Annotated in this window: 19 protein-coding genes; all 19 read right to left on the bottom strand. The window is 46.0% G+C overall.

Annotated features, from left to right (window positions below):
• Position 1: 1 nt before the first annotated feature.
• The 19 genes from C558_RS0105865 to der all read right to left on the bottom strand — a co-directional run bounded on the left by C558_RS0105865 (position 2) and on the right by der (position 15,888).
• A complete protein-coding gene (locus C558_RS0105865; protein ID WP_018755314.1) occupies positions 2-871 on the bottom strand; it encodes a UbiA-like polyprenyltransferase in 870 nt (289 codons plus the stop codon).
• Entirely contained in the window at positions 864-1,595 is a 732-nt protein-coding gene (locus C558_RS0105860; RefSeq protein WP_018755313.1) for a demethylmenaquinone methyltransferase, read from the bottom strand. Before C558_RS0105860 ends, C558_RS0105865 begins: the two co-directional genes overlap by 8 nt.
• 4 nt (positions 1,596-1,599) lie before the next feature.
• Complete coding sequence (locus tag C558_RS0105855) at positions 1,600-2,466, bottom strand: heptaprenyl diphosphate synthase component 1 (RefSeq protein WP_018755312.1); 867 nt, start codon at positions 2,464-2,466, stop codon at positions 1,600-1,602.
• A gap of 116 nt (positions 2,467-2,582) precedes the next feature.
• A complete protein-coding gene (locus C558_RS0105850; RefSeq protein ID WP_018755311.1) occupies positions 2,583-3,164 on the bottom strand; it encodes a hypothetical protein in 582 nt (193 codons plus the stop codon).
• A gap of 56 nt (positions 3,165-3,220) precedes the next feature.
• Positions 3,221-3,457 carry a trp RNA-binding attenuation protein MtrB gene (mtrB, locus tag C558_RS0105845; RefSeq protein WP_018755310.1) on the bottom strand — a complete coding sequence of 79 codons (237 nt, stop codon included), beginning with the start codon at positions 3,455-3,457 and terminating at the stop codon, positions 3,221-3,223.
• A gap of 111 nt (positions 3,458-3,568) precedes the next feature.
• On the bottom strand, positions 3,569-3,841 hold the full coding sequence (locus C558_RS0105840) for an HU family DNA-binding protein (RefSeq protein WP_018755309.1): 273 nt from the start codon (positions 3,839-3,841) through the stop codon (positions 3,569-3,571).
• Positions 3,842-4,059: 218 nt separating this feature from the next.
• Positions 4,060-5,055, bottom strand: coding sequence for an ABC transporter permease (locus C558_RS0105835; RefSeq protein ID WP_018755308.1), 996 nt, complete (start codon positions 5,053-5,055; stop codon positions 4,060-4,062).
• Positions 5,052-6,569: a sugar ABC transporter ATP-binding protein gene (locus tag C558_RS0105830; RefSeq protein ID WP_018755307.1), complete on the bottom strand. Its 1,518-nt coding sequence runs from the start codon at positions 6,567-6,569 to the stop codon at positions 5,052-5,054. The genes C558_RS0105835 and C558_RS0105830 overlap by 4 nt, the downstream gene beginning before the upstream one ends.
• Before the next feature lie 44 nt (positions 6,570-6,613).
• Positions 6,614-7,717 (bottom strand): sugar ABC transporter substrate-binding protein, encoded by a 1,104-nt coding sequence (locus C558_RS0105825; RefSeq protein WP_018755306.1) that lies wholly within the window; start codon positions 7,715-7,717, stop codon positions 6,614-6,616.
• A gap of 198 nt (positions 7,718-7,915) precedes the next feature.
• Positions 7,916-9,394: a stage IV sporulation protein A gene (gene spoIVA / locus C558_RS0105820; RefSeq protein WP_018755305.1), complete on the bottom strand. Its 1,479-nt coding sequence runs from the start codon at positions 9,392-9,394 to the stop codon at positions 7,916-7,918.
• Between the two features lie 376 nt (positions 9,395-9,770).
• Complete coding sequence (locus C558_RS0105815; RefSeq protein WP_018755304.1) at positions 9,771-10,208, bottom strand: disulfide oxidoreductase; 438 nt, start codon at positions 10,206-10,208, stop codon at positions 9,771-9,773.
• Positions 10,209-10,221: 13 nt separating this feature from the next.
• Positions 10,222-10,968 carry a DsbA family protein gene (locus C558_RS30480; protein WP_018755303.1) on the bottom strand — a complete coding sequence of 249 codons (747 nt, stop codon included), beginning with the start codon at positions 10,966-10,968 and terminating at the stop codon, positions 10,222-10,224.
• 21 nt (positions 10,969-10,989) lie between these two features.
• A complete protein-coding gene (locus C558_RS0105805; protein WP_018755302.1) occupies positions 10,990-11,742 on the bottom strand; it encodes a hypothetical protein in 753 nt (250 codons plus the stop codon).
• The gene (locus C558_RS0105800) at positions 11,739-12,083 is read right to left on the bottom strand and encodes a 2Fe-2S iron-sulfur cluster-binding protein (RefSeq protein WP_026263745.1); all 345 of its coding nucleotides are present in this window, start codon (positions 12,081-12,083) and stop codon (positions 11,739-11,741) included. Before C558_RS0105800 ends, C558_RS0105805 begins: the two co-directional genes overlap by 4 nt.
• A 30-nt stretch (positions 12,084-12,113) precedes the next feature.
• On the bottom strand, positions 12,114-12,416 hold the full coding sequence (locus tag C558_RS0105795; protein WP_018755300.1) for a 2Fe-2S iron-sulfur cluster-binding protein: 303 nt from the start codon (positions 12,414-12,416) through the stop codon (positions 12,114-12,116).
• A 125-nt stretch (positions 12,417-12,541) separates the two neighbouring features.
• Positions 12,542-12,814: a stage VI sporulation protein F gene (locus C558_RS0105790; protein ID WP_018755299.1), complete on the bottom strand. Its 273-nt coding sequence runs from the start codon at positions 12,812-12,814 to the stop codon at positions 12,542-12,544.
• Positions 12,815-12,890: 76 nt separating this feature from the next.
• A complete protein-coding gene (locus C558_RS0105785) occupies positions 12,891-13,937 on the bottom strand; it encodes an NAD(P)H-dependent glycerol-3-phosphate dehydrogenase (RefSeq protein WP_018755298.1) in 1,047 nt (348 codons plus the stop codon).
• On the bottom strand, positions 13,930-14,544 hold the full coding sequence (gene plsY / locus C558_RS0105780) for a glycerol-3-phosphate 1-O-acyltransferase PlsY (RefSeq protein WP_018755297.1): 615 nt from the start codon (positions 14,542-14,544) through the stop codon (positions 13,930-13,932). The genes C558_RS0105785 and plsY overlap by 8 nt, the downstream gene beginning before the upstream one ends.
• Positions 14,545-14,565: 21 nt before the next feature.
• Positions 14,566-15,888 carry a ribosome biogenesis GTPase Der gene (der, locus tag C558_RS0105775; protein ID WP_018755296.1) on the bottom strand — a complete coding sequence of 441 codons (1,323 nt, stop codon included), beginning with the start codon at positions 15,886-15,888 and terminating at the stop codon, positions 14,566-14,568.
• Positions 15,889-15,915: the final 27 nt, after the last annotated feature.

Here is a 15,915-nt window from a genome sequence, read left to right as displayed (position 1 = left end):
CTTAGTGGAACACCACCAAATCAAGGAATGTAAACACAAATACGACGACGCTTAAGATTCCATTCATCGAGAAGAAAGCCGTGTTCACTTTGCTTAAATCATGCGGCTTCACCAATTTGTGTTCGTAGAAAAGAATCGCATAGGCAATAATCATGCCGGCAAAGTACATCCAGCTCAAATCTGTCATCAGGTATAACGAGATGAATCCAATCGCTGTTAGAATATGAAAACCGCGAGCGATCCATAGTGCACCTTTCAGCCCGAAGCGAACAGGTATAGAATGAAGACCCTGCGACTTATCAAACTCATAGTCCTGGCACGCATAAATAATATCAAAGCCCGCTGTCCAGAATGCGACGGTAAGATAGAATACAATGGCCGACCAATCAGCACTATTCGTAACAGCCACCCATCCGCCTAAGGGAGCGAGTGCGATGGTGAGTCCAAGTACCACATGGCATAGCCAAGTAAAGCGTTTCGTATAAGAATAGAACACAAGAAAAAAGACCGCAATTGGCAATAAGCGCATTGCAAGCGGTTCGAGTTCAGCTGCCGCCCAAAATAATAATCCGAATGAAACGATGGTAAATAATACGACCTCTCCGATTTTGAGCAACCCCGCTGGAATAGCTCTACCTTCCGTACGCGGGTTCTTCTTATCAATCGCTGCATCAATCAGACGATTCAAGGACATCGCTGCCGTTCTTGCCCCTACCATAGCGAGTAAAATCCAACCAATCTGCGCCCAAGAAGGTAAATGATGATGCACGACAACCGAGCCAAGAATGGAGCCCATGAATGCAAAGGGTAGTGCAAATAATGTATGTTCGAACTTGATCATTTCTAGAAATATAGCAATTTTCTTAAACATTGTTACGCTCCTTCATCCCAATATGAAGCGCAGCAATACCACCGGTCAGTGGATAAGCTTGAACATCATGCAGTCCAATCTCGCGGTATATTTCCGCTAGTTCATATCGACCTGGAAAAGCAACTAAGGAATCTGGAAGCCATTTATACTGCTCATAACGCTTCACAAGATATTTGCCAATGAGTGGAAGAACCTTTTGGAAGTAGAAATAATAAATCCCTTTGAATGGCTGCCAGGTCGGCTTGGATAATTCGAGACATACGATCATCCCTCCTGGCTTAACAACTCGCTGCATCTCCTTAAGTACCCGTTTCAAATCCGGGACGTTGCGAAGGCCAAAGCCGATCGTCGCATACTCAAATTGATTATCTTCGAAAGGAAGTTCCATCGCATTCCCTTGTACCAAATCAATTTGCCGGGTTTTTCCTGCGCGATCCACTTTCACTTTACCTACATCCAACATATTCTGACTAAAATCAAGACCGACAATGTTCCCTGTCTGACTAGCCTCTGCAATACTAATGGTCCAGTCGCAGGTACCGCAGCACAGATCAATCGCCGTATCCCCAGGTTTCACATTCATCTTCTTCATCGTAAATTTACGCCACGCCTTATGGCGCCTAAAACTCAGGACATCGTTCATCATATCGTACTTCGGTGCAATATTCTCGAAGACGGCGTGAACGAATTGTTCCTTTGTTTTGGATGAATTCGTATCCATCATTTCCTCAACCTTCCTTCACGACTGTCAGAGGCTCATGCGTTATTCGAAGGAATGGCTCTGCAATACTCATAAGGTCTCGATGAATCTTCTCTGAGACGGGCTCGCGAAGCATGTTCTGAATATCAGCAATGGTCTGACGAAGCTTGTCTAATAATAAATTGTGTATATTATATTTCGTCCATAAGGACTGGATATGACGAACTTCTACTTTGTTATCCCGCAGCAACAGTTGGTCTTCTTCTGTTCCCTCTTGCAGGATATGCCAATAGGCCCATGAGCCTTTGAACGAACGTAATTCGTTATTCTTGTTCATTTCTTCACGAACAATTTCACATTGTGTGAAAGCACGGAGCATATCCGGCCAAGTCTTCTGATTCACCTCATCCATGACGGACTGGAAAGCGGTGAGCAAATACATCTTGAGCTGAACGAGAAGTGATAAGTATTCATCGGTTGAGAGCAGCAATTGCTTCACACGCATGTATAAATTCATCTTCTGCCGGTTCACCTCACACACAGCATCACTTAACTGCCTCACCATATTCACTTCACCCGCTTGTGCGAGCAACTGGTAAAATCGACTACTGAAGAAGTCTCCAGCTAGTACGTTAACTTGACGCGTTCGCATCTCTCGCTCCGATTTCTTCTCGTCATCGGTATCGATCAGGTCATGGGTGTCAAGACCCATCTGCACCAAAGAAGAAGCGAGTGCATATAGCTCGCTATTCCGCTTGATAGTTGGGTTTTTATCCAAGTAAACAAACAACAGACGAATGCGAGCGTCCGGGAAATCGGGCATCTCCATGTTGCTGCTGATCATATCATGTTTCATAGCCTTTTCGGCCAATTCTGGAATCCGATATCGTTTCATTAAGATGCCTCCGAGCATACTGCGAGTACAAAATTCTGTAGACCGAGCAATCTAAATTATTATAGCATAAGTTATTTACCCACGCACTGAATCTCATTCGCTTTTTTTGACAGAAATTAATCCTTAGATCCGAATTTTTTATTCCATAATGCGGTATATCGTAAATGCAGCTTTTCTTCAACTTCAGGAGAAAGTCCGATCGTTAATGTACGAAGCATCTCCAAGTCCGCACGATCCCAATCATCTCGGCTTGCATCTGCTGCAAGAAGTAGACGCTTCGTCGAGGTGGATCCGTCATCCGGCGTTACAAATCGTAGAAAGAGCTGCTTCACATTCGTTGTTTGGGTGAAACTGAATAAAATAATCTGATGCATATGCTTATAGATGTCTTGAGCCGTATCCGGTGTATTCCCCACATTTAGATCGAGGGTAAGCGTAGTTCCGCTCCAGACCACACGACCAATATGCATTTGAAGAGGCAGCTCTGCAAGGACATCTACCAGATTATTCGATTGAATGTCGATCGGTGCTGCCTCGGAAAATACCGGCAGCGTCTTATGATCAGAAGGAGGTTGCATATCCCCATGTACGAGCAAAGAAATCATTAGTGTAACCATCAGTGATCCTGTACATGCAAGTAAGATCGGTCTAATTAAACGCATAAATAGCGCCCCTTTCGCATGGACCTGTTCGTCCATGAATAACCCCTACTGCATTGTACAATCAAAAAAAGCAGGCTATGCCTGCAAATTTTCTAGCTGTCTGTTTCCACCGTACCATATTTGGTCAATACCGTTGCACTGCCGCGAATTTTGATCGCTGAAGTGTGGTCTGTAAACTGCGCGATAAGCACTTCACCTTTGTCCAGCTTCTCGGTGTGATGGAATCTTGTATCTTGTCCACGCGTTAAGCCAATGACTTGGACGCCTTGGGATTTGGCCTTGACGATAATATACTCGGCGTTGCTGTTATTTTTCTCTTCCACCTGCATGACACTCCCTTCGAATCTTCGGTTCTTCTCCCTCATCCATCGAATAGAAAAGAAAAAGCCGTGAACAACAGTCACGGACTAATTCTAAAACACTCTAATATGTACAATCGTTTATTTAATTCCGTCTTTAAGTGCTTTACCCGGTTTAAACGCTGGGATTTTGCTAGCTGGAATTTCGATTTCTTGACCCGTTTGCGGATTGCGACCCTTACGAGCGGAACGTTCACGTACTTCGAAGTTACCGAAGCCAACGAGTTGAACTTTATCGCCGCTTTGAAGTGCTGCAGAAATGGCATCAAATACTGCATCTACTGCTTTAGTCACATCTTTCTTCGAAAGCTCAGTTGCCTCAGCTACTTGTGCAATCAATTCAGATTTGTTCATGCTCTTTTCACCTCCCCAGAAGGATTATGCTCCAATATCATACTGTCTTTACCGTTTCGCTAAAAATTATACATATTGCTTGGATATTCGTCTTTCTCAAAACGGCCCGGCACCTTCGTGCAGGCAGGAACAAACTTATAGTAATACACTGTGCCCAGAATTTCAAGTGCCCACGGCCGTTTTAGCGCATAATACGATTGAAAAACCCAAAACTTTGCTTAATTCTTCCCTGATCTGGTCCGATGCAGGTAATAGAACGTGACTGCAAGAGCGAGGATAAGGACGATACCTTTAATAATATCATGCATAAAATACTGCACATTCATCATCGTTAATCCGTTCACAAGTACCCCAATCAAGACAGCGCCGAAAAATGTCCCGATCACATTTGGTTTCCCCGCGCCCATTACGGAGAATCCGACGAATACCGCTGCAACAGCTTCCATCAGGAGTGGCGCACCCGCATCGATCTGCCCCGATCCAATCCGTGCTGCGAACAGGACACCTCCAAATGCTGCGAACATCCCGGAAGCGATATAAGCAAGCGTACGTACTTTTTTGACTTTAATCCCAGACAACCGTGCAGCCTCTTCATTCCCACCAGTGACATACATTTGTCTGCCGAAGCGCGTGTACGTCAAGAAAATATGAACAACGGCTACGGCGATAATAAGCAAGATGACGGGAATCGGAATCCCAAGCCATTCGCCTTGTCCTAGCCATAAGAACGATTCACTGAATTTACCCGGCGCTTTCGTACCATCTTGGAACTGCATGTTGTTATAAATGGAGTAGCCGGACGTGTATGTCTTATGCAATCCAGATACGATATACATGACCGCAAGCGTCGCGAGTAAGTCTGGAATGCGGATTTTCACGATAAAGAAAGCATTGACACAACCAATGACGGCCCCGATCAACAGCGGAACCAAAATGACGATATAGAGTGGTTGCTCGTACCATACCATCAAGGATGCCGCAACGACGGTCGAGATCGAAACGGTCGATCCTACTGACAAATCAAATCCATCCACAATTAGCGAAAGGGTTACCCCGATCGCTACGAAGGTTACGATTGAAATCGAACGTAGAATATCAGCCAAATTCGCATAACTGAAAAAGTGTGGAAGTGTTAATGAGAAAAAGAGTATAACACCAAAAATGACAAATAATGATCCATACCGAAATAATAATTGCAGCACATTGTTCTTCATGCCTGTTCCTCCCGACCTGCGCTTGCGTAATACAATAGTTTCTCTTGTGTTGCCTCTTCTTGACGGAATTCCTTCACAATTCTGCCTTCACACATCACAAAAATCCGATCCGCAATACCGATGGCTTCAGCAAATTCACAAGTGAAATAAAGAATGCCTTTGCCTTGCTCAGCAAGATCCCCAATCAATCGGAAAATGTCGCTCTTTGCCCCAATATCGACACCTTTCGTCGGCTCGTCGAAGAGAAATACATCCGCTTTGGTCTCTACCCATTTCCCAATCGCAACCTTCTGCTGATTACCGCCGCTTAGAAACTTCACTTGCTGCTTCATGGAAGAAGTCTTCACACCCAGACGCTCAATGAGGCGACCCGCATGTACCTGTTCCATCGCGCTGCGAACGAAGCCGAATCGGCTAAGCTGCTTGAGCAGCGGCAAGCTTAGATTGTGCTGTACGGAGTCTTCAACCATAATCCCATGCTTGCGACGCTCCTCAGGCACGAGCACGATCCCTGCATCTATCGCATCTGTAGGATCTTTCAGCCTAAGTGAAGTCCCTCGTAACTGTACGTGTCCGCTGTCACTTCGCAATGAGCCGAATAACACATTCGACAGCTCCGTCTTTCCTGCGCCGACAAGTCCGACCACGCCCACGATTTCTCCTTCACGAACCTCAAGATTGACCTGCTTGACCTTGTTTCCCGAAGTCAATTGAGAAGTCTTGAGCAAGACCTCACCGATAGGTACCGTCCGCTTCGGAAACTCTTCATCGAAGGATTTGCCGAGCATTTGCCCGATCACCTCATCAATGGAAGATCTCGACGTGGATTCCGTATACACATGCTTGCCATCGCGCATAACCGTCACGCGATCACAATGCTCGAATACTTCCGGCAATCGATGAGAAATAAAGATACAACCAATCCCTTCCTCTTTCATTTGCTTCATGACACGGAATAGATTATTCGTCTCTTCATGGCTGAGCGGTGCCGTTGGTTCATCGAAAATAATAAACTTCGCTTTCTCCACCAACGTTCTCGCGACTAAGATCATTTGTTTCTCGGAAAGACTCAGTCCTTCTACTTTTTGACGAACATCGATCGATGCGCCTAATTTGGCTAACGCTGCTTCTGCTTCCTGATAGATTTGTCCCCAAGAATGCCATAAACCGCCTTCCCTGTTGGAAAGTCGGTCTAGTAGGATATTCTCGGCAACGGTTATCTGCGGCACAAGCGCGGTATCTACCTCTTGGTATACACAATGAATGCCTTGTCGTTTCGCATCCGATGGCGACTGCATCTGAATCTCTTGTGAACCAATCGTGATCGATCCGGAATCTAGGGTGTAGGCACCGGACAATATTTTCATCAATGTACTTTTGCCAGCTCCATTTGCGCCGAGAAGCGCGTGAATTTCACCGCAATGAACGGTGAAATCCACTTCGCTGAGCGCCGGAATTCCCGCAAACGACTTCGTGATGCGCGTTAGACGTAACGTCTCTTGGTTTGCAGTCATTGCATTCGAACCTCATTTCGCTCTGTTGTTCAATGTACTATTCCTTATTTCTCGTAATCTTTCATCCAATCTTGTAATCCTTGGGAACTGCTGCCCCAACCTTTAATATATTTGGACAGATCAGTCGTCGATACTTGCTCCGCAGGAAGCGCATCACGGTGAACGAATACAGGGTCAAGTACTACCGTATCATCTGTCGTGTCACCATGCAGTTTCTGATAGAGATAACGAACTTGGACGCGGCCGATATCCTTCGGATCTACTGCAGCGGATGCTACCCATGGATTCGCTTTGTCTTGAATCATCTGCAAATCCTCGTCGCTCATGTCGATACCATATACTTTAATCTCATCGCGGCCTGCTTGTTGAATGGCACGTGATGCACCTTTCGCGAATTCATCCCAAGCTGTCCATACCGCTGAAATGTCACCTTTGTTCGGGTATTGCTTCAATATCGCTTCCATTTGAGCTTGCGTATCGAGCGCTGTATTCGCGGACGCTGCACCGAACGTTGCAACCTCTTTAATATCCGGATTTTTGCTCAGGAAATCTTGATAAGCGACTTGTCTGCGTTCCATTGGAGCAAAACCTGCAACCCATACTTTAACGATATTACCTTTACCGCCGATATCTTTGCCCATTTGCTCAAGCGTCATTTCTGCCATCTTCTGATCGCCTTGCTGAAGCACAGTGACATCGGGAATTTTGACATCCGCGTCAAAAGCAACCACGGGGATCTTGCTATCTACAGCTTTTTGAATGCCCGACTGAAGCGCTTCAGCCGTTCCGTGATCCGTTAGAATCCCGTCGAACTGCTGTGTAATCGCAACATTCAGATTCGAAGCCATTTTCGTCAAGTCACTATCTGCAGCGAATACGCTCACTTCACCGCCGAACTTCTTCACTTCTTCCTTCACGCCTTCGATATATTGCTGCGAGAATGTACCGATGTTAAATTGCATCACGAGTGCGATTTTCTTTCCTTTAAGCGGTAGATCCTTCGATGCATCTGCTGTTTTCTCTGAGCCGGCATCTGCTTTGACATCACTTGCTGTATCCTTTGCACCGCATGCACTGATGATAAACAACATCAAGATCAAGGAAATTAACGTCAACTTTTTACTTACTGTTCCAAGCTTTGCTTTCATTTTCATTTCCCCCCGTAACAAGTTCTTAATCTAGTAATCTACAGGAACCATTTCCCATAGATTCGTTAAGCAATACTATAACCTTTAATTCCGACCTTGTAAATTGGTTTTATGAAAGTTTTTGGCTAATTTTCCCGGAAAACGACAAAAAGACGCTTATGTAAGCGCCTCTTTGCTTAAATATAGAATGAAATGGTCCTATAAAATGATTGCGATCAAACCGCCTGAGCCTTCGTTGATGATTCGTCCAAGTGTCTCCTGCAGTTTATATCTGGCATTATCCGGCATCATCGCAATTTTGCCTTGAATGCCTTCGCGCACGATGGAGTGCAAAGAGCGACCGAACATATCTGAATCCCATACCTTGATCGGATCGTTCTCGAAGTCTTGCATTAAGTAACGTACCAGTTCCTCACTCTGTTTCTCGGTACCGATGATCGGTGCGAATTCTGATTCAACATCCACACGGATCATATGAATGGACGGTGCAGTTGCCTTCAAGCGTACACCGAATCTTGAACCTTGACGGATGAGCTCAGGTTCATCGAGCTGCATCTCAGCAAGCGTCGGCGCTGCGATTCCATAACCCGTCGTCTTGACCATTTCCAGCGCTTCGGAGAAACGGTCATATTCCCGCTTCGCATGGCTGAATTCCTGCATCAACTGCAAGAGATGGTCTTTCCCACGAATTTCAACGCCGACGACTTCCATCAAGATTTGATCATACAGTTCATCCGGTGCATATAGGTCAATCTCGGCAACTCCTTGACCCATATTCATTCCGCTCAGTCCTGCACGATCGATAAAATCATATTCCATAAATTGAGCCACAACGCGATCTACATCACGCAACCGGCGAATGTCCTTCACCGTATCGCGAACAGAGTTCTCGTAGTTGCTCCGGAGCCAGTGGTTATCATTCAGCACCATCACCCAGCTCGGAAGATTGACGTTCACTTCATGCACTGGGAACTCGTAGAGTACCTCGCGCAGTACGCCCATCACATCTTCTTCACCCATCGTGGCGACGCTGAGCGTCATAACAGGAATATCGTATTTGGTAGCGAGTTCGGTGCGTAATTGCAATGCCTCATCACTTCGAGGGCGCGTGGAGTTAATGATTAAGACGAACGGCTTGCCGACTTCCTTCAATTCAGCGATGACTCGCTCTTCGGACTCAACATAGGAGCTGCGAGGAATTTCAGCAATCGTACCATCTGTCGTTACGACAACGCCTAACGTCGAATGCTCCTGGATGACTTTGCGCGTACCAATCTCTGCTGCTTCTTGAAATGGAATCGGTTCTTCGAACCAAGGCGTAGAGATCATGCGAGGTCCATTCTCATCCTCATATCCTTTGGCACCCGATACCGCATAGCCCACACAATCCACAACACGCACATTCACATCAAGGCCTTCAGCGACCCGGATTTGTACCGCATTGTTCGGTACGAATTTCGGTTCAGTCGTCATAATCGTTTTGCCCGCAGCACTCTGAGGTAACTCATCAATCGCTCTAGCGCGGTCTGCATCACTTGTTATGTTGGGTAAAACAACCGTCTCCATAAACCGTTTGATAAAGGTTGATTTTCCCGTGCGGACCGCACCGACGACCCCGAGGTAAATATCCCCGCCGGTACGCTCAGCAATGTCCTTAAAAATGTCCACTTTTTCCACTGATATCCCCTCCTAAAATTTCTCTGATAGACGAATCTACCAGAAAACTTGATCACTATTCACTGCAACGTATGAGCTGTTGCCGTTGTCGCCAGTGTTTGCCGCCGCTAGGAATCAACTATGCGAAATGCGCGCAATGCGACGTTAACTCGTACATGCATTTGGACTAGTAACATCTTATGAGCGAGTGGAAAAAATATGACGTTTGTTTGTAAAAAAATAGATTCTCGTCATCTCTCTCTTCGAGGTGTTACCGTCCATGAAGCCTTCCAAGTATGATATATGAGCGGAATGGCAACCATATTCATCTTATTTGCCTCAAGAAAAATAAAAAGCCCTTCCATACGGTTACCCGTAGGAAGGACTTGCTAGAATATTAATTATCGGCCTCTTGGTCACGCGCTCCGCGTCCGATAATGATAAGTACGATGGCAATAAGAACAAATGCTGTTAAAGCCAGCATAGGAATCGTAATAAATCCGAACCAATTCAAATAGTCAAAATTGCATGGAATACCCACTTTGCATGGTGCCAGCTGTGCAACTCCAGGAATCTTCTGTTCGAGAATATGCCAAGTCGAGATGGAGCCGCCAATCAGGACAAGCGGCAGTGCATATCGGGTAATACGTGTATTATGTTCATAAGCGGCAATCCCTAGAATAATTACGAGTGGGTACATCAAGATGCGCTGGAACCAACATAATCGACACGGTTCATACAACAGTACTTCACTCATGTATAGACTTCCTACGGTTGCAATGATGGAAATGAGCCACGCAACATAGAGCCCATACTTCAGCATCCATTGTCTCATGAAGAGCCCTCCGTTATTTCGCCAGCTCGGCTTCAATCAATTTGGAGACACTCTCTAGAGATGGTTTGTCAATCGGTTGACCATTGACAAAAATGGTCGGGGTTGACGTAATGCCAAGCTGATCTACAATCTTATGATCGTTCTCCAATTCTTTATCGTACAGCCCTTCTTGAACCTCTTTCTTGACTTTCTCCACATCAATGCCCGGGATATCCTTCACGATATTCGAGAGCATCTCTTCTGTTGCCCATATTTCACGTTCATCACCTTGCTGCTCGTATAGATGTTGGTAGTACGTCCAGAATGCCTCTGGGTTCTGTTTATATACCGCTTCACCGAACAGTGAAGCACGCTTCGAATCGTTATCTGACAGCTTAAATGTTTCACTCATGAAAGAGAAATTGATAAAGCTTATTTTCGCTTTACCCGTATCGATATATTGCTCTTTCAGTTTCGGGAACACATCCGTTTCGAACTGTCGGCAGGATGGACACTTGAAGTCACCGAACTCCACAATTTCTACTTTGGCATCTTTATTTCCTAAGACCGGCTGCCCTACAGTCGAGATCTCATACTTCTTGCCTTCGACTGGCGGCTCATCCGCTTTGGATGGGGAGAGGGCATTAATGGCTGCTAATGCTCCAATTAGTAACACAACGACAATCCCTAGAAACCATCCAAAAAATTTGTTGTTCGGTTTCGACTTTGACTTATTCCCCTTATATGTTGACGAATTTTTCTTAAGTTTGCTCTCGCCCATATTGGTCACCTCTCCAATGATTTATTCTTTACTTCGCACAGGAACGGGCTGCTCATTCACCCAATGATATGCTGTTGATTTTACCGGTGAATAGAAGGACGCCTCGACCAAATATTCACGTAAATCGTCTACCTTAGCATTCACATTTCCCCCTGCCTTCTGGATTGCAGTTACAATATCTGCAGCATAATCGACATAGACTTTCCCCTTCTTGTCGATCATGATTGGTGCCGCTTCCCCGGAATAGACGCTCTTGATCTCTGGCATTTTACCGTTTAGCTGCTTTGCATCGATTTGATAGAAATCTGGATACAATTCATTCCCCAGCGGCAAGGTATCTGGATGCGCTTTCGCGAACTGATCGACGAGCTTCTGAATATCATTCATATGTTGGTAGACCGTCAGATCCATCAATTTTACTGCAGGCTTGGTTTCCTCGTTGATAATGATGAAGTAACCTGGACCGCCCTTTTCGTAAGAAGCATTCGGCACATCGCTCAAATATTTCCCATCTACCAGGGGTTCGAAGTTAATCCGATATTTCTCGAACTTCGGAACATCTGTACCGCTCGTCATAATGGGTAATATACCTTTCTCTTTCTGATATGCCTCTACTGCATTCTGCACAAGCAAAACCGTCTCACGATAAGAGACCTGGTTCTCCGCGCGGAGTTCCTTGGGATACAGACATCCCGTTGTTGATAAGGCCAGCATGATGAGCACCACCATGATCCCGGCTGTTCGTATGTACTTGATACGTGCTCTTGCAATCACAACCAGTCATCCTCCTGTTTCTGACGGGCAAGCTGCTTCCGAATCGCTGCTTTGAGCGGATCTTCCGGGACGTTAACCGACGTATCACCGCTAACTCGCGCTTGACAACCAAGCCGAATACCACGTTCGACGAGCGAGCCCAGTTTTAATTTTTCTTGTTTCGTCGGAGGCATTAGCCCTTCTTGATTCAGCACTTCAACTTTACACATTAGGCAAGAAGCCCTTCCGTCACATCGCGTACGAATGGCGACTTTGGCGCGTCGTGCTGCATCTAATATGGAAATGCCAGGTCTCACTTGTATTTTTCGATGTTCCGGTTCAAATGTTACTTCGCACTGCATCGGTTATGCCTCACTTTGTGAACTTCATGACTAGAAGTATGTTTTGTTCTTGGCGGTAATGGCGCCTACCTCACGAATGATCGCTTGGCAGCCGAGTCGATAACCCTCTTCGATCTCTTCGTCATCCAGACGATTCCGTTCCGCATCCGTCGGCGGCTCCAGGAACTCTGTACCTGTCTCAATAGAACACCGGCAGCGTGCACAAGTACCCCGTGTACAGGAGAAACCCCAGTCCACATCATGCTTGATCGCCAAGTCGAGGATCGACTTTCCAACTTCTGCTTCGATTGATTTTGTGACTTTTTTACCGATTAACTGTATTGCTTGTCCCATAATAGCCCCCATTTCTCTGCTGTCAACTATTTATATCATACAGGCCCCACAACATTATAGCACTCAAAAAAAAAGAACAAAAGATGACTCTTCCAATCTCAGAGTCCACTTTTGTTCTTCGGAACCTACTTCTTCATCAACATCTTCATCACAGACTCCATATTGCTCAAGCCGCCGCTGTTCTTTACGGATTTAATGATGTCATTGACGGTTGCTTCCGATACTGGAATTTTAGCCATGTTCGATACTTGCTTAATGAGTTCCCGCAGCTGGGATTCGCTTTGCATCGTACTAGGTTTCACATTGCTGGCTAATTTTTTAATTTGATTCTCGGTTATACTTTTACCGGTCTTCTCTTTCACTTTATTTAATATATCCTTAGACACATTTTTGGCCATCGTACCCCTCCTCTGACGTAACTTCTACACATCATATGAGGGGGAAAGCTGCTTGGTGTAGGCGTACGAACAGAGCCTACAATTTTCTAAGCCAATCTTCCTTCTGTGTCTTCGCTATTTCCTCAATCTCATGCCTTCGCACACGACCCATGAGCGCTTCCACAGCTTGTTTGCTTGGTTTATTCTCGAATAGCACTTGATAGAGTTGATCTGTGATTGGCATATCCACATGATACTCACGCGCTAACGCGTAAGCAGCTTTGGTGGTTCGAATGCCTTCGACGACCATACCCATCTCCTGCAGCACGGTATCAATCGATTTGCCCTGCCCGATCTTCGACCCTGCCCGCCAGTTTCGACTATGTTGACTTGTACATGTCACAACAAGATCTCCGACACCAGCAAGTCCTGCGAAGGTCATCGGATTCGCACCCATCTCTAGACCCAATCTTGCAATCTCAGCTAATCCACGAGTTATCAGCGCTGCTTTCGCATTATCTCCATAGCCGAGTCCATCTGAAAGTCCTGCCCCGAGCGCTATGATATTCTTGAGCGCACCCGATAACTCGACTCCTAGCACATCCGGGTTCGTATAGACGCGGAAAAAGGAGTTAATGAATAAATCTTGTGCTTCTTCAGCTGCTTGAAGATTTGCCGACGCGACGACAACTGTTGTCGGACACAACCGTACGACTTCTTCCGCATGGCTTGGCCCGGATAAAACAACAATATCTGAAGCATCGCATTCTAATTCTTCAGCGATCACGGTAGACATACGCTTCAGCGTCTCCGTCTCGAAGCCTTTTGTCGCATGAATAACCAAGGTATCAGCCTGAAGAAACGCCTTCAACTCACGTGCCACAGCTCTCATTGCAGATGACGGAGCAACAATCAAGACAGCCTCCGCATCACGAACAGCTTCTTCCATCGAAGTCGTCGCTTCGATCCGAGGCGATAAATCAACCCCGGGCAAATAACGTTCATTCCGATGCTGTTCATTAATCTGGTTCACTTGATCGGCATTTCGCGACCACAACATGACATGATGCTCGTTATTGGCAAGGACGCTGGCTAGTGCAGTACCCCAGCTTCCTGCTACAAGGACAGCTACTTTTTTAGACAACGCGACGTTCCCCTTTCTTCGCACCCAGCTTGTTCTCTTTACCCTGAACAATCTTCACGATATTCGAACGGTGTCTGACGAATGCGAATACACACAAGAGTAGGCTCGCCCATAATATTTCATACGGACGATTCATCACAATGAGTAGAATAGGCAATACCGCGGAGAGTATTAATGAACCAAGTGATACATACCTTGTTACAGCAATGACAATAATCGCCGTAATTCCCGCGAATAAGGATGGCAAGAAGGCAAGGGTTGCCATGACACCAATCGTCGTCGCAATCCCTTTCCCGCCTTTGAACCGAAAATAGATAGGCCAATTATGTCCGACAATCGCCGCAATACCACATAGAACGGGAACCCAGGCCGAAATATCGCCCATCCACTTGCCTAGCCATACTGCTAAGACACCTTTGGCCATGTCCAGCAATAATACACAAATTCCCGGCCCTTTACCAAGGACTCGTAACGTGTTCGTTGCACCTGCGTTGCCGCTACCATGCTGGCGAATATCAATGCCTTTCAGCCATTTGGCAATGACGACACTGAAGCTAATCGCACCGATGAGATAACTTAGAATGATTGAGATAATCGCTAGAACCACGGTTCTCCTCCCTTTAATCCTCTATTCTTGATCGGTCTTCCGCCGTGTAAAGATACGAATCGGTGTGCCTTCGAACGTAAATGCAGCCCGAATCTTATTCTCAAGGTACCGTTCATATGAGAAATGCATAAGTTCAGGATCATTGACGAAGACGACAATAGTCGGTGGTTTCACGGCCACTTGTGTCACGTAATTAATCCGCATTCTGCGACCCTTATCTGTCGGTGGAGGGTTAATCGCAATCGCATCTGAGACAATATCATTCAGAATATGCGTCTGGATGCGCTGTGCATGCTGCTCGGATACATGCTGAACAACAGGCAGAAGCTTGTGAAGGCGCTGTTTCGTCAGCGCGGACAAGTAGACAACCGGACTATACGTCATGAATAGGAAATGATCGCGAATCTTTTGCGTAAATTGTTGCATGGTCTTATCATCCTTCTCGACAACATCCCACTTATTCACGACAAAGATAGACGCTTTCCCCGCATCATGCGCATATCCTGCGATATGCTTATCTTGATCGATAATTCCTTCTTCCCCATTGATGACGACGAGTACAACATCTGCTCGCTCAATGGCTTTAATCGCACGCATGACACTGTATTTCTCTGTCGATTCGTAGACTTTACCTCGTTTACGCATACCTGCCGTATCGATAAGAACATACTTCTGTCCATCACGTTCAAATGGTGTATCAATCGCATCCCGAGTAGTCCCCGCAATATCACTAACGATAACGCGTTCTTCCCCTAGAATTGCATTCACGAGCGATGATTTTCCGACATTCGGACGCCCAATCAATGCGACGCGGATGACATCCTCTTCATATACTTCTTCTTCTTTCTCAGGTAGAAGCTCTACAACGACATCGAGCAAATCGCCAAGCCCGGTTCCATGCGAACCCGATAGTGCAACAGGATCTCCTAAGCCAAGGCTGTAGAATTCATAAATCTCATCCATACGGCTTAGATTATCGACTTTATTAACGGCCAAAACAATCGGCTTACCGGAGCGGAACAATAGTTGAGCTACCTCTTCATCCGCATTCGTAAGGCCACTCTTCGCTTCACACATAAATACAATCACATCAGCCTCTTCGATCGCAAGCTCAGCTTGTACACGAATCGACTTCAAAATAACATCCTCGCCATCGATTTCGATACCACCTGTATCAATTACACTAAACGGAACACCATTCCATTCCGCTGTACCGTAAATACGGTCACGTGTAATCCCAGGCTTATCTTCAACGATTGCAAGACGGTCCCCGATAATTCGGTTGAAAATCGTCGATTTACCAACGTTAGGACGTCCCACGATGGCTACTACGGGTCTAGACATAATCCATTTCCTCCTATATCGAATGCT

The sequence above is a fragment of the Paenibacillus terrigena DSM 21567 genome (assembly GCF_000374845.1).
Classification (GTDB): Bacteria; Bacillota; Bacilli; order Paenibacillales; family Paenibacillaceae; genus Paenibacillus_K; species Paenibacillus_K terrigena.
This window is presented reverse-complemented; position numbering and strand designations above follow the sequence as displayed.